This is a genomic window from Cellulomonas sp. P5_C5 (genome assembly GCF_054049655.1).
This window is the reverse complement of the sequence record NZ_JBFULY010000001.1, coordinates 107,571-126,698: the sequence shown is the minus strand read 5'-3', so window position 1 is coordinate 126,698 and position 19,128 is coordinate 107,571. Positions and strand designations below refer to the sequence as shown.

Below are 19,128 nucleotides of genomic sequence, written 5' to 3'. Positions count from 1 at the left end.
AGAATCGATGCGATACCCCCTCCCTCTACGCGCAGGAGATGCTGCAGATGGCCATCGCCACCCCCGAGGTCTACGCCGAGATGATCGACCGGGCGAAGGCGGGCAAGTTCGCCTACCCGGCCGTGAACGTCACGTCGTCCCAGAGCGTCACCGCCGCACTGCAGGGCTTCGCCGAGGCGGAGTCCGACGGCATCATCCAGGTCTCCGTCGGCGGCGCCGAGTACGCGGCCGGCTCGACCGTCAAGGACCGCATCGCCGGCTCGCTCGCCCTCGCGGCGTACGCGGCCGAGGTGGCCAAGGGCTACCCCGTCACCGTCGCGCTGCACACCGACCACTGCGCCAAGCAGAACCTCGACTCCTGGGTGCGGCCGCTGCTCGCGCTCGAGATCGAGCAGGTCAAGGCCGGCAAGCTCCCCACGTTCCAGTCGCACATGTGGGACGGCTCGTCGGTCCCGCTGGACGAGAACCTGATCATCGCCGAGGAGCTCCTCGAGCTCAGCGTCGCCGCCCGCACGATCCTCGAGATCGAGGTCGGAGTCGTCGGTGGCGAGGAGGACGGCCACACGGCCGAGATCAACGACAAGCTGTACACGACCGTCGAGGACGGCCTGGCCACGGTCAAGGCGCTCGGTGCGGGCGAGAAGGGCCGCTACCTGACGGCCCTCACGTTCGGCAACGTGCACGGCGTCTACAAGCCGGGTGCGGTCAAGCTGCGTCCGTCGATCCTCGCGGAGATCCAGAAGGCCGTCGGCGAGGCCATCGGCAAGGAGAACCCGTTCGACCTGGTGTTCCACGGTGGCTCCGGCTCGACCGAGGCCGAGATCGCCGAGGCCGTGGACAACGGCGTCATCAAGATGAACATCGACACGGACACGCAGTACGCGTTCAGCCGGCCGGTGGCGGACCACTTCTTCCGCAACTACGACGGCGTGCTCAAGGTCGACGGCGAGGTGGGCAACAAGAAGGCCTACGACCCGCGCGCCTGGGGCAAGCTCGCCGAGGCCGGCATGGCCCAGCGCATCGCGGAGGCCTCGCGCCAGCTCCGCTCGGCCGGGCACACGCTCGGCGCCTGACCCTCGGACGAACGAAAGGCCCCCGGTCACCCGGGGGCCTTTCGCGTGTCAGCTGGTGCTGTCTCCGACCGGTTGGAACTCGGACTCGTCCCCCTCGACGACGTCCAGGAGCTCACCGATCCGCGTGACCTCGAGCAGGAACCGCACGGTGGGCGGCACCCGCAGGAGACGGACGCGGTGCTGGGACCGGATGGACAGCCGGGCGAGGAACGCCACACCGGACGAGTCCATGAACGTCACGTGGTGGGCGTCCACCTCGATGGGCAGGCCCACCTGCTCGGCCTCCGCCGTCGCCTCCTGCAGCTCCGGACCGAGGTCGGCGTCGACCTCGCCCGAGAGCACGATGCGTGTGGCGTCGGTCCCCACGATGACCTGGACCGCCCCCGGCTCACCGACGATCCCTGCACCCTGGTCGGCCTGCGAGACGTCCGCAGGCCCGTCGGGGATCGTGCTGTTACCGTCGCGCACGGCGCTCCTTTCAGCTTCTTCCGGCAGGCCCGCGCCGCTTCTCGACGACTTGCCTGTTCGGAACGCTAGACGATCGGAGGTGGTGGTGGTCAACTCCCACGCCACACCCCTTCCCGATCGGGCCCTCGCCGACGTGCGTGACCGGGCCCTCAGCTCGACTTCCGTGCCGATGGCCCTGCTGGATGCGGCGACGACGAACCTGCCTGTGATCTGGGTGAACGAGGCGTTCGAGCGGGTCACGGGCTTCGACGTCGTGGAGGCGCGACGCCGTCAGGAGGCGATCGAGGCGGACGCCGACCGCGATCTGGCCCGGCTCCAGGACGAGCTGCGCGCCGGACGTGAGGTCGCCCACACCATCGTCCTGCGCCGTGCCGACGGCTCCCAGCTCGCATGCCGTGTGCACCTCTCCCCGGTCCGCGACGGCGACGACGGTCCGCCCACCCACTGGGTCGCCGCGCTCCAGGACCTGACCGAGCAGCTCACGCACGACGCCGAGCAGGCGGCGATGGTGGAGTCGGAACGCCGCGAGCGGCGCAGCCTCGGGCTCATCGCCCAGGTCTCGGACCTGCTGATGGACGTCGACGACCCGCACGCGCTGCGCGAGATCGCGACGATCCTGCGGCGGGCGGTCGTCGGCTGGGCCGCGTTCTACCTCAACGACGGCGGTCTGCGGGTGGCCGACGGGATCGACGCGGGGCGCCCGCCGACCGGCAAGGGCTCGCGGCACGGGGAGGGGCAGACGGTGCCGGACGCGGGGCCCGACGCCGTCCAGCAGCTCCTGGACGCCGAGACCGACCGGCCGGTGGAGCTGGCGCTCGACGGGTCGTACGCGCCCGGGAGCGCGTCGGCGTGGCTCGCCCAGCAGGCCGACGCCGAGCTCGACGTCGAGGAGGGGCGCAGGGTCCTCGTCTTCCCGCTGCCCGGTCGCCGCCGGGTCCTGGGGGTGCTCGTCGTGCACGCGCAGGACGGCCACGGTCTGCACGGCCTGGAGCCGTCCGTCCGCACCGTCCTGGACCTGACGGCCCGCCGCGTCGGCCTGGTCATCGACAACGCGCGCCTCTACGACCGTGAGCACCGGCTGGCCGAGACGCTGCAGCGGGCGATGCTCCCCGAGCAGGCCGAGGTCGACGGCCTGGACGTGTGGACGTACTACGCGCCGAACTCGGAGAACGCCCAGGTGGGCGGTGACTGGTACGACGTCCTGCAGGTCGGCCCCGACGTGGTCGGCGTGGTCATCGGGGACGTCGTCGGCCATGACGTCGAGGCGGCCGCGTCGATGGGCCAGCTGCGCTCGGTGGTCCGCTCGTACATGTTCGACATCACGACGCCCGGCCCCGTGCTGGAGCGGGTGGACCAGCTCATCGCCGGCATGCGGGTACCGCGCCCGGCCGGTCTGGTCCTGTCCACGCTGACGCGCGCCGACGACCGGTGGCGGCTGGAGTACTCGCGTGCGGGGCACCTGCCGGCGCTCCTGGTCCGGGCGGGCGGCGTCACCCAGCTCGACGCGGCCGGCGGCCCGCTGATCGGCTTCGGCGGCGTGCCGCGGGGCACCGGCACGGTTGACCTCGAGGCCGGCGACGTCCTCGTCTACTACACCGACGGTCTCATCGAGCGGCGCGACCGCGGCCTGCGCGACGGTCTCGCCGCCCTGTCCGCGGTCGCCGCCGGGGTCACCGCACGGGACGCGGCCGGGGTCGGCGAGGAGCTGCTGTCCCGGCTCGCGGACCACCCCGAGGACGACGTCGCCGTCGTGGTCGTGCGCGTGCCGTCGCCGCTGGACACGTCCGGTCGCACCCGCAGCCCTCGCCGGCGCCGCTGGTCGCTGCCGAGCGAGGCGGCGTCCATCGGGCGGGCGCGGCACGCGGTGGTGCGGACCTGTCAGGCGTGGGGGATCGAGGACGCGGCGAACGCCGAGCTGGTGGTGTCCGAGCTGGTGGCCAACGCCGTGCTGCACGGGTTCGGGCACGTGTCGTTGCAGCTCTACGACACGGGGGACGGCCTGCGCATCGAGGTCGAGGACGCCAACCCCGCACCGCCGGTCACCACCGACGGGCACCCCGGGCGGGTGGGGGGCTTCGGCATGCAGATCGTGGAGCGGCTGGCGGACTGGGGCTGGCGGCAGTCGCGCGGCGGAAAGCTGGTGTGGGCGAAGGTGCGCCCGGGGTCGCTGCCCGCCGGCGGTCGCTAGGCGGGAGTCGCTAGGCGGGAGCGGAGGCGCCGTCGGGACGACGGAAGTCCGACTGCTCGACGCTCGACTCGCACCGGTGGTCCGCGTCGATGCGGAACAGGTCGAGGGCACCGCAGATCTCGATGACGAACAGGTCGCGGGCGTCCGCACCGCGCAGCACCGTGGCGCCGCCACGCTTGCGGCCGGCGTCCGCCAGCGAGATGAGGAACGCCGCACCCGTCGAGTCCATGAAGGTCACTCGGCACATGTCGATGACCACGAGCTGACGACGCAGTCCCACGACGCGTGCGGCGATCTCCGGGAACTGGTCGCGCTCGGCCAGGTCCAGGTCTCCGGCGACGGTCAGCGTCGTCGTCGTCGAGGACGTCGAGATCTCGATCATGGGCACCCTGTCTGGAGGGGGGGAGGTGCACACCGAACAGTGGTCCAGGTCGGCGGGACGACTGTAGTCGCGCTCCCAGGGGCGTGCACACTGGGGGCCATGAGCCACGAGAACCTGCTGGACGGACCTGCGCCCACACTGCTGCCCACCGACGGCCCGGACGCCGACGCCCGCGCGGCGCTGAGCAGCGGCTCCACCCCGCGCGAGGCAGTCTCGGCGGCACCGGCGGCGTCGATCCTCTGGGCGCTGCTGGCGGAGAGCGCCCTCTCCGACGACGGTGACCCCGTGGCCGCCTACGCGTACGCCCGGACGGGCTACCACCGCGGTCTCGACGCGCTGCGCCGGGCGGGCTGGCACGGTCGCGGCCCGATCCCCGCGGACCACGCGCCCAACCAGGGGTTCCTGCGGTCGCTGCTCGCACTCTCGGAGGCCGCGGAGGCCATCGGCGAGTCCGAGGAGGCGACACGGTGCGAGACGTTCCTCGCCGACAGCGGCACCTCCGTCGAAGAGGTCGCGAACCTGCGGTGACATGACCATCTCTTGACGATCCGGTACCCTCTGGGAGTACTGGGTCACTGCCGCCCGGTGCACGGCCCCCGGCCTACGTTCGGGACCCGGGTCCGCACCGTAGGCAGGGAGAGTGGTGATCTGGATGCCGGCCGTCGTGGTGCTCGGAGCTCAGTGGGGCGATGAGGGCAAGGGCAAGGCGACCGACCAGCTCGGCTCGCGGACCGACTACGTCGTGAAGTTCAACGGCGGGAACAACGCGGGCCACACGGTCGTGATCGGTGGCGAGAAGTACGCCCTGCACCTGCTCCCCTCCGGGATCCTGTCGCCCGGCGTCGTCCCGGTCATCGGCAACGGCGTCGTCGTGGACATCGAGGTGCTGTTCGAGGAGATCGACGCGCTCGAGGCGCGCGGCGTGGACACCTCCGCCCTCAAGGTCTCCTCGGCTGCGCACGTGATCGCCCCGTACAACCGCACGCTCGACAAGGTCACCGAGCGCTTCCTGGGCAAGCGCCGCATCGGCACCACCGGCCGCGGCATCGGCCCCGCGTACTCCGACAAGATCAACCGCGTCGGCATCCGCATCCAGGACCTGTTCGACGAGAAGATCCTGCGGGAGAAGGTCGAGGGCGCCCTCGACCAGAAGAACCACCTGCTGGTGAAGGTCTACAACCGCCGGGCCATCACGGTCGACGAGACGGTGGACGACCTGCTGCGCCACGCCGAGCGCCTGCACCCGTTCGTCGCCGACACCCCGCTGCTGCTGAACACCGCGCTGGACGACGGCAAGACGCTCGTCTTCGAGGCCGGCCAGGCCACCATGCTCGACGTCGACCACGGCACCTACCCGTTCGTCACGTCCTCGTCGGCCACGGCCGGCGGTGCGTGCACGGGCTCGGGCGTGGGGCCGACGAGGATCGACCGCGTGGTCGCCGTCGCCAAGGCGTACACGACGCGCGTCGGCGAGGGCCCGTTCCCCACGGAGCTGCTCGACGACGACGGCGAGTGGCTGCGCCAGACGGGCGGCGAGTTCGGCACGACCACGGGCCGCCCGCGCCGCACCGGCTGGTACGACGCCGTCGTGGTCCGGTACGCCAGCCGCGTCAACGGGCTCACGGACCTGGTGGTCACCAAGCTCGACGTGCTGACGGGGCGGGACAAGATCCCTGTCGCCGTCGCCTACGACGTCAAGGGCCGCCGGTTCGACGAGATGCCGTACGACCAGTCGGACTTCCACCACGCGACGCCGGTCTACGAGTACCTCGACGGCTGGTCCGAGGACATCTCGGGGGCCCGGGAGTTCGACGACCTGCCCGCCGCCGCGCAGCGCTACCTGCTGCGGCTGGAGGAGATCTCGGGCGCCCGCATCTCCTCGATCGGCGTCGGACCCGGCCGCGAGGCCACGATCGTCCGGCACGAGCTGCTCAGCTGATCGGTCCGTCCCCGTGCACGCGGGCGTGCAGGTGCATGTCGTGCCAGCCGTCCGTGTGCAGGGCGTCGCCCCGCTTGGTGCCCTCCAGCCGGAAGCCGGCGCCCGTGGCCACCCGGCACGACGCGAGGTTGTCGACCGAGTGGTCGACCTCGATCCGGTGCAGCCCGAGCGTGTCGAACGCCCAGGCGCTCAGGGTGCGCAGCGCGGTCGTCGCGACCCCGCGCCCGCGCGCCTCCGGCACGACCCAGTAGGAGATGTCCGAGCGTCCGTCGCCGTGCGCCATCGACCGCAGGCTGATCTGCCCGACGACCTCGCCGTCGCGCTCGAGGGCCCAGCCGGCCCCGGTCTCGTCCTGCCAGCGGCCCACCCACGACGTCGTCCAGGCGGTGGCCTCGTCCAGGTCCATGGATCGGGTGTGCCACCGCCGGATGTCGGGGTCGGTGTAGGCCGTGACCACCGCGGCGGCGTCGTCGGCGCGCCACGGGCGGAGCCGCAGACGGCCGGCGTCGAGCTCCGGCTGGGTCAGGCTGCGCAGGGTTCCGGGAGTGATCGCGGGCGACGTCAGTCGGGGCACGGGGCCAGTTCTACCGTGACCCGACGGTCGCCGTCAGCACGGTCTCGTCCACTGGCACCGGGGGCAGCTCGAGCTCGGCCACCATGTGCTGCCGGACGACCGCGACGGGGTACGCGATGGCGGCGAGGCACAGTACGGTGGCGCCGACGAACACGGCCGGCAGGCCCCACTGCTCCGCGACGAGGCCGCCGAGCAGTGCGCCGACCGGCATGAGCCCGTAGGCGAGGGTGCGGCTCGCACCGCCGACGCGACCGAGCATGCCGGGCGCGACCATCCGCTGGCGCATCGACTGCGAGATGACGTTGCCGTTGGTGTTGAGGAAGCCGAGGAAGAACACGGCGACGGCGATCGCGGGCACCGTCGGCACCAGCACGGGGACCAGGAGCAGCAGGGTGTTCAGGGTCCAGCAGCCCAGCAGCAGGCGGACCTCCGGGATGCGGCGGCCGAGCGGCTCCGCGGCGAGCGAGCCCAGGACCGCGCCCACGGCCAGCCCTGCGATCACCAGCGGGTACTGCGCGGGGGTGAGGCCGACGCGCGACCCGGGGCCGACCATCCAGAGCACGAACACCGCGAAGTAGCCGGTGTTGGCCATGTTCATGACGCTGCCGGCCACCAGCAGCGGGCGCAGGACGGGGTGCCGGACGAGGAACGCGACACCCTCGCGGACCTCGGTGGTGGCGCGACGCTTCTGCGGGGCGGCGTGCTTGTACGTGCCGGGGATGCGCGTGACGACGAGGAGCAGCGCGGCGACGCCGAGGCCCGCCGGCACGCCGAGCACCCAGCCCGCACCGAGGGCGAGCAGGGCGCCCGCGACCGGTCCGCCGACGAACGCGGACATGACCTGCTGCGCGGCCAGGGTCCGGCCGTTGGCTGCGTCGAGGCGGGAGCGCGGCACGAGGTCGGGCACCAGTGCGGAGCCTGCGAGGTCGACGAACACGTCGGTCACGCCGTAGAGCAGCACGACCACGGTGAGCGTGGTCATCGTCATGTGCCCGGCGGCGACCAGCCAGACCGCGACCCCGAGCAGCAGGGCGCGGGCGGCGAGCCCGACGACCTGCGTGTACTTGCGGTCGCGCCGGTCGACGACGACCCCGGCAGCGAGCCCGAGCACGAGCCAGGGCAGCCAGGCCGCGGCGGTGAGCAGCGCGATCTGGCTGGGGGAGCGGGTGAGCGTCAGGGCGTACAGCGGGACGCCGGTCTGCACGATGCCGTCGCCGAGGTTGGCCATCCCGGTCGCCGTCAGGTGTGCGGCGAAACGCCGGCCGAGGGGTTCGCGCTCGCTCATGGGGAACTCCGGTCCGAGACGGTACGATCGAAGAGAAAACTCTGCAAAGACAACTCTGCAAAGGTATCTCTGCGAATGACCGAGAGCAACCCCCTCCCGTTCCGGGCCCGTGCCATCGGCCCGGAGGAGCTCAAGGCGCTGGCGCACCCGTTGCGGATGGCGATGTACGACTACCTGTCGGAGCACGGGTCGGCCACCGCCAGCCAGCTCGGCCGGCACCTGGGGGAGAGCAGCGGGCAGACCAGCTACCACCTGCGCCAGCTGGAGAAGCACGGGTTCGTCGAGGATGACCCCGCCCACGAGCGCGGCCGGGACCGGTGGTGGCGCGCGGTCGGGTACAGCGTCGACGGCCGCGACATGCTCCGGGACCCGCGGACCGCGGACGCCGCGAGGGCGCTGCTCCAGGGGGTCGTCGCCGAGCGGGCGAAGGTCCTGCAGCGGTGGCTGTCCACGGGCGACACCCCGGAGTGGGAGGCCGCGTCGCTCAACGACTCCTCGACGGCCGACCTGACCGTCGAGGAGATGCAGCAGGTCGTGCTCGCGGTCCAGGAGGTCGTCGACGGCGCGGTCAAGGCGGCCAAGGCGCGCAAGGCGGCGGGGGAGATCGAGGGGCGCCGTCGCGTGCGGATCTACGTCGACGCGCTCCCGCTGCCGCGCGACGATGACGCCTGAGTTGTGCAGATCGAAAGAATCGCGGTTGTTTCACGTCTGAGGTGATGGAATCCGCGGGCGAAGAGGTTCACGGTGGAAGGACTGGATCCTTTCCCGGAGGTCGTCATGACGCTCGTCGAGCACTTCCCGCTCCTCACCGTGCCCGCTGCACCCGGCGTGCACCGGCACCGCGCGCTGCACTCGTGGGTCGGCGCGGTCGCGGCGCTCACGGAGCCGGACGACGTCGTCTGGGTCGACGGCTCCCCGGAGCAGGCGTCCGCGCTGGTCGAGGGCATGGTCGACGCGGGCACGCTCCTCCGGCTGAACGAGGAGCTGCGGCCCGGCTCCTACCTCGCACGCTCCGACCCGTCCGACGTCGCCCGCGTCGAGGACCGCACCTTCATCTGCTCGGTCGACCCCGACGACGCCGGTCCGACCAACCACTGGCGCGAGCCCCACGTCATGCGCGCCGAGCTCGCGGGCGTTTTCGCGGGGTCGATGCGCGGCCGGACCATGTACGTCGTCCCGTTCTCGATGGGCCCGCTCGGCGGACCGATCTCGCAGCTGGGCGTCCAGGTGACCGACTCGCCGTACGTCGTCGTGAGCATGCGCGTGATGACCCGGGTCGGCACCGCCGTCCTCGACCTGCTGGGCACCGACGGCGACTTCGTCCCGGCGGTCCACTCCGTCGGAGCGCCCCTCGAGCCCGGTGAGGCCGACGTCCCGTGGCCGTGCAACGAGACGAAGTACATCGCGCACTTCCCCGAGACGCGGGAGATCTGGTCGTACGGCTCGGGCTACGGCGGCAACGCGCTGCTCGGCAAGAAGTGCTTCGCGCTGCGGATCGCGTCCGTGATGGCGCGCGACGAGGGCTGGCTCGCGGAGCACATGCTGGTGCTGCGCGTGACGTCGCCGGCCGGGCGGGTGTCGCACGTCGCGGCCGCGTTCCCGTCGGCGTGCGGGAAGACGAACCTCGCGATGCTCCGGCCGACCATCCCGGGCTGGACGGTCGAGACGATCGGCGACGACATCGCGTGGCTGCGCCCGGGCGGTCCGGGCACCGACGGGCGGCTGCGGGCGATCAACCCCGAGGCCGGCTTCTTCGGCGTCGCCCCCGGCACCGGCGAGGCCACCAACCCCGCCGCCATCGCGACGCTGTCGCACGACGTCATCTTCACCAACGTCGCGCTCACCGACGACGGCGACGTGTGGTGGGAGGGCCTGACCGACACCCCGCCGGACCACCTGACGGACTGGCGCGGCGACGACTGGACCCCCGCGTCCGAGACGCCCGCCGCCCACCCGAACAGCCGGTTCACGGTCGCCGCCGACCAGTGCCCGACCATCGCCGACCAGTGGGACTCACCCGAGGGCGTGCCGATCGACGCCATCTGGTTCGGAGGCCGCCGCGCCACGAACGTGCCGCTGGTCGCGCAGGCCCGGGACTGGGCGCACGGGGTGTTCCTCGGCGCGACGATCGCGTCCGAGCAGACCGCCGCCGCCGAGGGGCCCGTCGGCACCCTGCGTCGCGACCCCTTCGCCATGCTGCCGTTCTGCGGCTACAACATGGCCGACCACTGGGGCCACTGGCTCCGGCTCGGCGCGCAGCTGTCCGCCCGCGGCATCCCGCTGCCCGCGATCTTCGGCGTCAACTGGTTCCGCAAGGGCGCCGACGGCTCCTACCTCTGGCCGGGGTTCGGGGAGAACGCCCGGGTGCTGGCCTGGGCGCTGCAGCGGCTCGACGGGTCGGTGGAGGGGACCGACTCGCCGCTCGGCGTGCTGCCCGCGGAGGGGGAGCTGAACCTGGACGGGCTGAACCTGCCGACCAGCGCGCTGGAGGAGCTGCTCGCGGTCGACCCCGCGGCGTGGCTGGCGGAGTGCGACCTGACCGAGGAGTTCTTCGACCGGTTCGGCGACCGGCTGCCGCTCGCGATGGTCGACGAGCTGGATGCGCTGCGGACCCGTCTGCACGCCGCGGAGGCAGGCCGGTAGGCTCCCGGCCCGTGAAGATCCTCGTCATCGGCACCGGTGCCCGTGAGCACGCGCTGGTGCGCGCGCTGTCCCTCGACCCGGCGGTGACCGCCCTGCACGCGGCCCCCGGCAACCCCGGCATCGGGTCGCTCGCGACGCTGCACTCCGTCGACCAGCTGGACGGGTCGGCGGTCGCGGCGCTGGCCACCTCGCTGGCTGTCGACCTCGTCGTCGTCGGGCCCGAGGCGCCCCTGGTCGCCGGCGTCGCCGACGCGGTCCGGGCCGTCGGGATCCCCGCCTTCGGCCCGTCCGCCGCGGGCGCCCGGCTCGAGGGCTCCAAGGCGTTCGCCAAGGAGGTCATGGCCGCGGCGGGCGTGCCGACCGCCGAGCCGCGGGTGGCCACGACGGTCGAGGAGGCCGCCGCCGGGCTCGACGCGTTCGGCGCCCCCTACGTCGTCAAGGACGACGGGCTCGCCGCGGGCAAGGGCGTCGTCGTGACGCACGACCGCGCCGAGGCGCTGGCCCACGCGCAGGCGTGCCTGGCCAAGCCCGACGGCCGCGTCGTCATCGAGGACTACCTCGACGGTCCGGAGATCTCGCTCTTCGTCCTGTCCGACGGCATCGACGTGGTGCCGCTCGTCCCTGCGCAGGACTTCAAGCGCGCGCACGACGGTGACGAGGGCCCCAACACCGGCGGGATGGGCGCGTACTCGCCGCTGCCGTGGGCGCCCGCGGACCTGGTCGACGAGGTGGTCGAGCGCGTCGCGCGCCCGACGATCGCCGAGATGGCACGGCGTGGCACCCCCTTCTCCGGCGTCCTCTACGTCGGGCTCGCGCTCACGACGGCCGGGCTGAAGGTCGTCGAGTTCAACGCCCGGTTCGGGGACCCGGAGACGCAGGTCGTGCTGGCCCGGCTGGAGACCCCGCTGGCGGCCGTGCTGCTCGCCTCCGCGACCGGGACGCTCGGCACGCTGCCGCCGCTGCGCTGGCGCGACGACGCGGCGGTGACCGTCGTCATCGCCTCGGGCGGGTACCCCGGTGCCGTCCGGTCCGGTGACCCGATCACGGGGACCGAGGACGCCGACGCGCTGCCCGGGGTGCACGTCCTGCACGCCGGCACGGCCCTGCGGCTCAACGCGGCAGCCGACGACGACGACGCGATCGACGGCGCGCACCTCGTCTCCGCGGGCGGTCGCGTGCTGTCGGTCGTCGGCGTCGGACCCGACCTGCACGCCGCCCGCGCCGCCGCCTACTCGGGCGTGCAGCAGATCGAGCTGCCGTTCTCGCACCACCGCTCGGACATCGCCGCGGCGGTGGCGGACCTGCCGCTCGTCTAGCCCGTCAGGGCGCGCACCTCGGCCACCAGGCGGCCGGTCGGCTTCCCGGCGGAGTCCAGCACGGTCGCCTCCGGCCACGGGTCGAGGCGCAGCGCGCTCACGTCGGGCCACGTCGGCTGCCGGTGCCCGGGGATGTCGGCGACGCGCTCCTCCACCCGCCGCCGGTGCTCGGCCGGGTCGGAGCAGACCACGAGCACCTCGACCAGCCGCGCACCGGCCTCGTCGGCCACCCACCGCCAGCCGTCCTGGCTGGCCCGCACCGGGTTCACGCAGTCCGCGACGACCGGCAGCCCGAGCCGCAGGTTGTCCAGGGCCACACGCGCCCCGGCGGCGTAGCCGGCCTCCTGCGCGTCCGGCACGGCCAGCGACGACTGCACGATCGCCTGCTCGAGGGTGTCGATCCGCACGTGCACGGCCCGGAGCTCGCGGGCGAGGGCGCGAGCCAGGGTGGTCTTGCCGGTGCCGGGCAGCCCGCCGAGCACGACCAGCAGGGAATTCTCGGTCATGGGTGCCATCATCGCGGGATGGCCACCACCACGTTCGCGTACGGCGACGGCACCTGGGGCGGCGACGTCGCCGTGACCCCCAGCCTGACCATCTCGGTGCAGGACGGTGACATCGCGACCGTCGACTACCGCCCGGCGCCCGACGGGCTGGGCCGGTTCTACCTGGGCTTCCAGCCGCGCGACTTCTTCGACGACCCGGCGGAGAGCGACCCCGTCGACCTGGCGGCCGAGGCGGAGGCGTTCGCCGAGTGGGCGCTGCTGGTCGGTGCGGTGGACGTCGAGGCCAAGCACGTGCGGCGGCTGCTCGCCGAGGAGCACGTGGACGAGCCCGAGGACACGTTCGTCGAGGAGACCGTCGAGCGGCTGGTCCGGCTGGTGGGACTGCCCATCCCCGAAGGCCTCGAGGGCGGGGACGACCTCGTCTGATCCGGCACACTGGCTCCCGTGACTGCGCAGATCCCCGGCTGGACGCACACCTACTCCGGCAAGGTCCGTGACCTGTACGCGCCGACCGATCCCTCGCAGGGGGACGTCGTCCTCGTCGTCGCGAGCGACCGGGTCTCCGCGTACGACCACGTCCTCGACCCGGGCATCCCCGGCAAGGGCGTCGTGCTGACGCAGCTGAGCCTGTGGTGGTTCGAGCAGCTGGCGGACCTGGTGCCCAACCACGTGGTGTCGACGGACGTCCCGGCCGAGGTCGCCGGCCGCGCGATGGTCTGCCGTCGCCTGGACATGTTCCCCGTCGAGTGCGTCGCGCGCGGCTACCTCACGGGGTCGGGGCTCGCCGAGTACCGGGTGTCCGGCTCGGTGACCGGCCTCGCGCTGCCCGCCGGGCTGGTGGACGGCTCACGGCTGCCCGAGCCGATCTTCACGCCGGCCACCAAGGCCGAGCTCGGGGACCACGACGAGAACGTGCCGTTCGAGACCGTCGTCGGGACGGTCGGCGCCGAGGCCGCGTCGTCGCTGCGGGAGCTGACGCTGGCGGTGTACGCCCGGGCGGAGGCGATCGCGCGCGAGCGGGGCGTGATCCTGGCGGACACCAAGCTGGAGTTCGGCACCGACCCGACGACGGGCGCGATCACCCTGGGGGACGAGGTGCTGACCCCCGACTCGTCGCGGTTCTGGCCGGCGGACCTGTGGCAGCCCGGCCGCGCGCAGGCCAGCTTCGACAAGCAGTTCGTCCGTGACTGGCTCACGTCATCGGCGTCCGGCTGGGACCGGGCGAGCGACTCACCGCCGCCGAGCCTGCCCGCCGACGTGGTCGAGCGCACCCGGGAGCGGTACCTCGACGCCTACGAGCGACTGACGGGGACGCCGCTGGCGGTGTGACGCGTCGCTCATCCCGGACCCCCTGGGAGGGGTACGAGGAGAGGTTAGGCTTGCCTCATTCCGGCGCCGCCCGCTTCGTCGAGGTGGCAGTCCCCCGAACGAATGAGAGCACCCCCGTGCGCATCGCCCGTCGTGCGGCAGCCGTGGCAGCCGCCACCGCCGTCGCCGCCCTCACCCTGACCGCGTGCGCCGGCACGGCCGACGAGCCCGAGGCCAGCGCGCCCGCCCCGACGGCGTCGGACGACATCTTCCCGTTGTCGATCGACTCGACCCTCGGGACCGCGCAGATCGAGGCGAAGCCCGAGCGCGTCGTGACCCTCGGCTGGGGCGCCGCGGACATCGCGTTCTCGCTGGGCACCGTGCCGGTCGGCATCGAGGAGGACACCTGGGGCGGCGACGCCGACGGGTACCAGCCGTGGTTCCGCGAGGCGGTCGAGGACGAGGGCGCCGAGCTGCCGGAGACCATCGCGATGTACCCGGAGCTGGACGTCGACGCGATCATCGCGCTGGAGCCCGACCTGGTGCTGGCCCCGCAGTCGGGCCTGGAGCAGGACGTGTTCGACCAGCTCTCCGCGTTCGTTCCCGTCGTCGCCTACCCCGGTGAGCCGTGGCAGACCTCGCTCGAGGACCAGGTGACCATCGCCGCCGAGGCGCTGGGTGTCCCCGAGAAGGCCGACGCGCTGCTCGCGGAGCGCCAGGCCGCCATCGAGACCGCCGCGGCCGACAACCCCGAGCTGTCCGGGCTGACGTTCGCCTACGTGTACGGCGGAGACCAGCCGGGCGCCCTGTCGGTGTACCTGGCCGGCGACTCGCGCGTCGAGCTCCTGACCGGTCTCGGCCTCTCGCTCGCCCCGTCCGTCTCGACGCTCTCGGCATCGCCGGGGACGTTCGTCAGCACGCTCGGCCTCGAGAACGCCGACCAGCTGAACGACGCCGAGCTGCTCTTCACGTGGTTCAACAGCGCCGACGAGCAGGCCGCGACCGAGGCCCAGCCGCTCTGGGCCCAGATCCCGGCGTTCGCGTCCGGCGCCTACGTCCCGATGCTCGACCCGCAGCTGGGCATGGCCGTCTCGGTGGCCACGCCGCTCAGCGTGCCGTGGGCGATCGACGAGTACGTCCCGCTCATCACGGCCGGCGCAGCGAAGGTCCAGGGCTGACCGTCCTTCACCTCGCGCCGTGACCACCGCCGTCGCCCGAGCCCCGCACGCCACGCGCGTGCGGGGCTCGCGCGCGCTCGTGCTCGGCCTCGGGCTGCTCGCCGCGCTCGTGCTCCTCGTGCTCGTCGTCGGGCTGAGCATCGCCGTCGGGGCCAAGCCGCTGCCGCTGGCCGACGTGTGGTCGGCGTGGCGTGACCCCGACGGGTCGTACGCGTCCACGGTGGTCGCGTCGCGGGTGCCGCGCACGCAGCTCGGGCTGCTCGTGGGTGCCGCGCTCGCCGTGGCGGGCGTCGTCATCCAGGGTCTGACGCGCAACCCGCTCGGCGACCCGGGGCTGCTGGGCGTCAACGCGGGCGCGTCGGCGTCGCTCGTGGTCACCGCTGCGGTCCTCGGCGGGGTAGCGGGCCGGACCGTCTGGGCCGCGGTGCCCGGGGCGCTGCTCGCCGCGGCCGCCGTGTATCTCATCGGGTCCGGGGGCCGACGGGCGACCCCCGTGCGGCTCGTCCTGGCCGGTGCGGCCGTCTCCGCGGTGCTGATCGCGCTCGTCGAGGCCATCACCCTGGCCAACCCGACGGTGTTCGACACCTACCGCGCGTGGGTGGTCGGCTCGCTCGCCGGGCGGCCGCCGTCGACCGTCGACGCCGTGCTGCCCTTCGTCGTCGTGGGGCTGGTCCTGTGCCTGCTGCTCGCGCGGCCGCTCAACGCCCTCGCGCTCGGGGACGAGGCCGCGACCTCCCTCGGGCTGCGCGCCGGCCGGACCCGGCTGCTCGGTGCCGCCGGCGCGACCCTGCTCTGCGCCGCGGCCGTCGCCGCCGTCGGCCCCATCGCCTTCGTCGGGCTCGCGGTGCCGCACGTCGTGCGCTCCTTCACGGGCTCCGACCACCGATGGCTCCTGCCGTACTGCCTCGTGCTCGGCCCGGTCCTGCTGCTTGCCGCCGACGTCGTCGGGCGGGTCGTCGCCCGGCCCGGTGAGCTCCCCGTCGGCGCCGTCACGGCGTTCGTCGGAGCGCCGTTCCTGATCATGGCCGTCCGCCGAGGGCGGGTGGGGCTGTGACGGCGGTGCTGACGCTCGGTCCTGCCGTTGCCGTGCGCTGGCGGCGGCGGCCGGTCGTCGTCTGTGTCGTCGCGCTGGCGGTCACCCTGGTCACCATGGTCGTCACGCTCTCCGCGGGGCAGCTGGGCATCCCGCTGGCCGAGCTGCCCGGGGTCGTCGCCGGCAACGGGTCACGCGCGCAGGAGTGGGTGCTGTGGACCAGCCGCCTGCCGCGGCTGCTCGTCGGGGCGGCGGCGGGTGCGGCGTTCGCCGTGTCGGGAGCGATGTTCCAGTCCGTCACCCGCAACCCGCTGGGCAGCCCTGACGTGATCGGCCTCGGCGCGGGTGCGGCGGCGGGTGCGGCGGCGGCCGGGCTGGTGTGGCCGGGCGTCGTGCCGACCCCCGTCGGCGCGCTGGTCGGTGCCGGCATCGCGATCGGCGCGGTCTACCTGGGTTCGGGGGCGGGGTTCCGGGCGCCGCTGCGGATGGTGGTCGTGGGCATCGCCGTCGGTGCGATGTCGATGGCGTTCGTGCAGCTGGCCCTCGCGCGTGCCACCCGCGAGGACGCACAGGTCGTGGCGGCGTACCTCAACGGCAGCCTCGCGGCGCGGGCGTGGTCGGACGTGGTCCTCATCGTGGTCGCGCTCGTCGTGCTGCTGCCGGTGGCGCTGACCCTGACCCGACCGATGCAGCTGGTCGAGATGGGCGACGAGGTCGCCGTCGCGGTCGGCGTCCACGCGGACCGGGTGCGGACGTGGGCGGTTGTCGTCGGTGTGCTGCTCACCGCGGCGGCCGTCACCGTGAGCGGGCCCATCGCGTTCGTCGCGCTGACCGCCCCGCAGATCGCCCGTCGGCTGACCCGGTCCACAGGACCGGGTATGGTCGCCGCCGCGTGCTGCGGCGCCGCGGTGCTCGTCGTCGCGGACCTGCTCGCCCAGTACGCCGTGCCGGGCGTCGTCTACCCCGTGGGTGTCGTCACCGCCGCGCTCGGCGGCGTGTACCTCGCGTTCCTGCTGGTCCGCGAGTGGAGGAGGAGCGCACTGTGAGCAGCCCTGTGAACGGTCCGCCGCTGGAGGCCGAGGGCCTGACCCTCGCCTACGACCAGTTCGTCGTCGCCCAGGACCTGTCCGTGCAGATCCCGCGCGCGTCCTTCACCGTGATCATCGGCCCCAACGGCTGCGGCAAGTCGACGCTCCTGCGGGCGCTCGGCCGCACCCTCAAGCCGCGCGCCGGCCGGGTGCTCCTGGACGGCGCCCCGATCTCGGCCATGCGGAGCAAGGACGTGGCCCGCCGGCTCGCGCTCCTGCCGCAGAGCCCGATCGCGCCGGAGTCCATCACCGTCGGAGACCTCGTCGCCCGCGGCCGGTACCCGCACCAGGGGCTGCTGCGGCAGTGGTCCGCGGCGGACGCCCGGGCCGTCGCGGACGCCCTCGACGCCACCGAGGTCACCGACCTGCGCGACCGCTACGTCGCCGAGCTGTCCGGCGGTCAGCGGCAGCGCGTCTGGCTCGCCATGGCCCTCGCGCAGGAGACCGACCTGCTGCTCCTCGACGAGCCGACGACCTTCCTCGACATCGCGCACCAGTTCGAGGTCATGGACCTGTGCGCCCGGCTGCACGAGGAGGGCCGCACGCTCGTCGCGGTCCTGCACGACCTGAACCAGGCCGCCCGGTACGCCACCCACCTCGTCGCGATGAAGGCCGGGGTCGTCGTCGCCGAGGGTCCACCGGCCGACGTCGTGACCGAGCCGCTGGTGCGAGAGGTCTTCGGGCTCGCCTGCCGCGTCGTGCCGGACCCGGAGACCGGGACGCCGATGGTCGTGCCGGCCCGCCGCGACGCGCACGTACGGCACGCCCGCTAGGTCCTCGGCATTCACGTTGGTGACGGTCGGTCTGTCGGGGCGCAACGACGGCGTGGCGGTCAGTGTTGTGGAGCTCGAGGGCCATGGTGCGAGGCCGGCGGTGCAGCCCTCCTCGGACTCGTAGGCCAGCCGTACGCCCGGTCGTGGCGAGGGCGCGGTTCTGAAGTATCCGACCTTGCAGTGCTGCCACGGACGGTGGCCTTTTGTGATCGTCATCGACGCTGCGCACCGGCGCGGACCACATTGTCGAGCGGCTAGCGCAGTTTCAGGCCGCGTGCGTCCCGGGAGTTGCCGGCGAGGAGGACGATCCCATCGATGAAGCTCCACGCGCCGGCGGCGGCGATGAAAAGGAACCCGATGAGGAGCCAGGCGGTCCCGATCCCGACGGCGAGCAACGCGAGCTGGGCTGACGCGATACCGGTGTGGCCCGTGTACCAGCGGCCTGCGCCAACCGAGCCGAGGAAGATCTGAAGCAACCCGGCTACCGCCTTGGATTTATCGGACAAGGGCTCGCCGGTGAACCGGTCGCGCCCGTACGGCGCGGTGGGGTCCATCCACGCCGGGACGTACAACGGGATGACCGGCGCCGGTGGTGTTGCCGGTTCAAGTTCGCGCGGCGAGTGCTTGGGCGGTGGCGGCACGAGCGGGACGGGCGGCGCGACCGGAGGGCTGGACGGCACCACCTCGGACGGAGGTGGTTCGGGCGGAACCGTCGCGTCGTCGGGTGTACTGCCCATGGCGGACAGCGTAGTGAGCCAGCCGGCCTGAATGCCCTGGTCATCGTCGCTCAACCACGAGCGCCAGTTCACCTACGACGGCCGGGCCGCATCGCGACCTTGGTCGGGGGATTGAGATGCACGGTGGCGAGCACGCAACACACATTCGACCGCGTGACGCTCGCCGGACCGTTGACCTATTGTTGATCTCCAATAGGGGGTGGGCCGCCGGCGGCAACCGACGACCCACCCGATGAGACCTCAGCTCAAGTAAGAGGTCCGAACCACAAGTTCAGCACCGACGCCGTGGCCGACACGACGGACGCGATCACCCTGATTAAGGTCGCCCGTCGTTCGGCCATTGGCATGCCCGGCACCTTCATGCCGCAACCCGTGCAGCGCGGTCCAAGATGAGCGGCCAAAGGCCCCACCTCCCGTTGAAAGCGAAACGCCAATGAAGCGGTCGCCGAGCGGATCCCGGCGGCACGCTCAACGGTAGGTGTTCCGGCCCACAACAGATCAGGCGTTGTGGGTCCGCACTTGGAACTGCGTCGCGCTCCGCTGGGTCGGAGACCTCCTGACCAGGGCGTTCGAGGCGTCGTGCAGGTACGTGCGGCACATTCTCTAGGAGTACCGAGCTGTCGCGACATCGCTTTGA

At 72.9% G+C, this 19,128-nt stretch carries 19 protein-coding genes; 13 read left to right on the top strand and 6 right to left on the bottom strand.

The features are described from left to right. The first annotated feature begins 47 nt into the window (after positions 1 to 47). Entirely contained in the window at positions 48 to 1,073 is a 1,026-nt protein-coding gene (gene fbaA / locus ACXJKF_RS00650) for a class II fructose-bisphosphate aldolase (protein WP_456785810.1), read from the top strand. Positions 1,074 to 1,121: 48 nt separating this feature from the next. Here fbaA and ACXJKF_RS00645 read toward each other — a convergent pair whose 3' ends face one another. Further along, entirely contained in the window at positions 1,122 to 1,541 is a 420-nt protein-coding gene (locus ACXJKF_RS00645) for an STAS domain-containing protein (RefSeq protein ID WP_307493786.1), read from the bottom strand. Positions 1,542 to 1,626: 85 nt separating this feature from the next. Here ACXJKF_RS00645 and ACXJKF_RS00640 point away from each other — a divergent pair, with 85 nt between their 5' ends. After that, positions 1,627 to 3,729: a SpoIIE family protein phosphatase gene (locus tag ACXJKF_RS00640; RefSeq protein WP_456786014.1), complete on the top strand. Its 2,103-nt coding sequence runs from the start codon at positions 1,627 to 1,629 to the stop codon at positions 3,727 to 3,729. Between the two features lie 10 nt (positions 3,730 to 3,739). Here ACXJKF_RS00640 and ACXJKF_RS00635 read toward each other — a convergent pair whose 3' ends face one another. Next, the gene (locus ACXJKF_RS00635) at positions 3,740 to 4,111 is read right to left on the bottom strand and encodes an STAS domain-containing protein (RefSeq protein ID WP_456785809.1); all 372 of its coding nucleotides are present in this window, start codon (positions 4,109 to 4,111) and stop codon (positions 3,740 to 3,742) included. 99 nt (positions 4,112 to 4,210) lie between these two features. On the opposite strand from ACXJKF_RS00635, the gene ACXJKF_RS00630 reads away from it, so the two are divergent. Together ACXJKF_RS00630 and ACXJKF_RS00625 are read left to right on the top strand one after the other, a co-directional pair. Next, positions 4,211 to 4,639 carry a DUF3151 domain-containing protein gene (locus tag ACXJKF_RS00630; protein ID WP_456785808.1) on the top strand — a complete coding sequence of 143 codons (429 nt, stop codon included), beginning with the start codon at positions 4,211 to 4,213 and terminating at the stop codon, positions 4,637 to 4,639. A 124-nt stretch (positions 4,640 to 4,763) separates the two neighbouring features. Continuing rightward, entirely contained in the window at positions 4,764 to 6,050 is a 1,287-nt protein-coding gene (locus ACXJKF_RS00625; protein WP_456786013.1) for an adenylosuccinate synthase, read from the top strand. Here the strand turns inward: ACXJKF_RS00625 and ACXJKF_RS00620 are convergent. Both ACXJKF_RS00620 and ACXJKF_RS00615 read right to left on the bottom strand, forming a co-directional pair. After that, positions 6,043 to 6,624 carry a GNAT family N-acetyltransferase gene (locus tag ACXJKF_RS00620; protein WP_456785807.1) on the bottom strand — a complete coding sequence of 194 codons (582 nt, stop codon included), beginning with the start codon at positions 6,622 to 6,624 and terminating at the stop codon, positions 6,043 to 6,045. The two genes, ACXJKF_RS00625 and ACXJKF_RS00620, sit on opposite strands and share 8 nt — an antisense overlap. A gap of 10 nt (positions 6,625 to 6,634) precedes the next feature. Beyond that, positions 6,635 to 7,909: an MFS transporter gene (locus tag ACXJKF_RS00615; protein ID WP_456785806.1), complete on the bottom strand. Its 1,275-nt coding sequence runs from the start codon at positions 7,907 to 7,909 to the stop codon at positions 6,635 to 6,637. 75 nt (positions 7,910 to 7,984) lie between these two features. Here ACXJKF_RS00615 and ACXJKF_RS00610 point away from each other — a divergent pair, with 75 nt between their 5' ends. The 3 genes from ACXJKF_RS00610 to purD all read left to right on the top strand — a co-directional run bounded on the left by ACXJKF_RS00610 (position 7,985) and on the right by purD (position 11,868). Beyond that, a complete protein-coding gene (locus tag ACXJKF_RS00610) occupies positions 7,985 to 8,581 on the top strand; it encodes an ArsR family transcriptional regulator (protein WP_456785805.1) in 597 nt (198 codons plus the stop codon). 105 nt (positions 8,582 to 8,686) lie between these two features. After that, positions 8,687 to 10,552, top strand: a complete 1,866-nt coding sequence (locus ACXJKF_RS00605) for a phosphoenolpyruvate carboxykinase (GTP) (RefSeq protein WP_456785804.1) — start codon at positions 8,687 to 8,689, stop codon at positions 10,550 to 10,552. An 11-nt stretch (positions 10,553 to 10,563) separates the two neighbouring features. Beyond that, positions 10,564 to 11,868, top strand: a complete 1,305-nt coding sequence (gene purD / locus ACXJKF_RS00600) for a phosphoribosylamine--glycine ligase (protein WP_456785803.1) — start codon at positions 10,564 to 10,566, stop codon at positions 11,866 to 11,868. On the opposite strand, the gene ACXJKF_RS00595 is transcribed toward purD, so the two are convergent. Then, a complete protein-coding gene (locus ACXJKF_RS00595) occupies positions 11,865 to 12,374 on the bottom strand; it encodes an AAA family ATPase (protein WP_456785802.1) in 510 nt (169 codons plus the stop codon). The two genes, purD and ACXJKF_RS00595, sit on opposite strands and share 4 nt — an antisense overlap. Before the next feature lie 18 nt (positions 12,375 to 12,392). Here ACXJKF_RS00595 and ACXJKF_RS00590 point away from each other — a divergent pair, with 18 nt between their 5' ends. The 6 genes from ACXJKF_RS00590 (at position 12,393) to ACXJKF_RS00565 (ending at position 17,754) form a co-directional block, all read left to right on the top strand. Next, positions 12,393 to 12,800 (top strand): hypothetical protein, encoded by a 408-nt coding sequence (locus ACXJKF_RS00590; protein ID WP_456785801.1) that lies wholly within the window; start codon positions 12,393 to 12,395, stop codon positions 12,798 to 12,800. An 18-nt stretch (positions 12,801 to 12,818) separates the two neighbouring features. Further along, positions 12,819 to 13,703: a phosphoribosylaminoimidazolesuccinocarboxamide synthase gene (locus ACXJKF_RS00585; protein ID WP_456785800.1), complete on the top strand. Its 885-nt coding sequence runs from the start codon at positions 12,819 to 12,821 to the stop codon at positions 13,701 to 13,703. A gap of 143 nt (positions 13,704 to 13,846) precedes the next feature. After that, on the top strand, positions 13,847 to 14,860 hold the full coding sequence (locus tag ACXJKF_RS00580; protein ID WP_456785799.1) for an iron-siderophore ABC transporter substrate-binding protein: 1,014 nt from the start codon (positions 13,847 to 13,849) through the stop codon (positions 14,858 to 14,860). Between the two features lie 19 nt (positions 14,861 to 14,879). Then, complete coding sequence (locus ACXJKF_RS00575) at positions 14,880 to 15,914, top strand: FecCD family ABC transporter permease (RefSeq protein ID WP_456785798.1); 1,035 nt, start codon at positions 14,880 to 14,882, stop codon at positions 15,912 to 15,914. Continuing rightward, entirely contained in the window at positions 15,911 to 16,939 is a 1,029-nt protein-coding gene (locus ACXJKF_RS00570) for a FecCD family ABC transporter permease (RefSeq protein WP_456785797.1), read from the top strand. The genes ACXJKF_RS00575 and ACXJKF_RS00570 overlap by 4 nt, the downstream gene beginning before the upstream one ends. Beyond that, a complete protein-coding gene (locus tag ACXJKF_RS00565) occupies positions 16,936 to 17,754 on the top strand; it encodes an ABC transporter ATP-binding protein (RefSeq protein WP_456785796.1) in 819 nt (272 codons plus the stop codon). Before ACXJKF_RS00570 ends, ACXJKF_RS00565 begins: the two co-directional genes overlap by 4 nt. Positions 17,755 to 18,008: 254 nt before the next feature. On the opposite strand, the gene ACXJKF_RS00560 is transcribed toward ACXJKF_RS00565, so the two are convergent. Beyond that, positions 18,009 to 18,491 (bottom strand): TM2 domain-containing protein, encoded by a 483-nt coding sequence (locus ACXJKF_RS00560; RefSeq protein WP_456785795.1) that lies wholly within the window; start codon positions 18,489 to 18,491, stop codon positions 18,009 to 18,011. Positions 18,492 to 19,128: the final 637 nt, after the last annotated feature.

Excerpts from the sequence above, each read along its gene's own strand:
- ACXJKF_RS00605 (WP_456785804.1), top strand. The coding sequence starts at position 8,687 with ATGACGCTCGTCGAGCACTTCCCGCTCCTCACCGTGCCCGCTGCACCC.
- ACXJKF_RS00630 (WP_456785808.1), top strand. The coding sequence starts at position 4,211 with ATGAGCCACGAGAACCTGCTGGACGGACCTGCGCCCACACTGCTGCCC.
- ACXJKF_RS00595 (WP_456785802.1), bottom strand. The coding sequence starts at position 12,374 with ATGACCGAGAATTCCCTGCTGGTCGTGCTCGGCGGGCTGCCCGGCACC.
- fbaA (WP_456785810.1), top strand. The coding sequence starts at position 48 with ATGGCCATCGCCACCCCCGAGGTCTACGCCGAGATGATCGACCGGGCG.
- ACXJKF_RS00625 (WP_456786013.1), top strand. The coding sequence starts at position 4,764 with ATGCCGGCCGTCGTGGTGCTCGGAGCTCAGTGGGGCGATGAGGGCAAG.
- ACXJKF_RS00615 (WP_456785806.1), bottom strand. The coding sequence starts at position 7,909 with ATGAGCGAGCGCGAACCCCTCGGCCGGCGTTTCGCCGCACACCTGACG.
- ACXJKF_RS00635 (WP_456785809.1), bottom strand. The coding sequence starts at position 4,111 with ATGATCGAGATCTCGACGTCCTCGACGACGACGACGCTGACCGTCGCC.
- ACXJKF_RS00560 (WP_456785795.1), bottom strand. The coding sequence starts at position 18,491 with ATGGGCAGTACACCCGACGACGCGACGGTTCCGCCCGAACCACCTCCG.
- ACXJKF_RS00610 (WP_456785805.1), top strand. The coding sequence starts at position 7,985 with ATGACCGAGAGCAACCCCCTCCCGTTCCGGGCCCGTGCCATCGGCCCG.
- ACXJKF_RS00590 (WP_456785801.1), top strand. The coding sequence starts at position 12,393 with ATGGCCACCACCACGTTCGCGTACGGCGACGGCACCTGGGGCGGCGAC.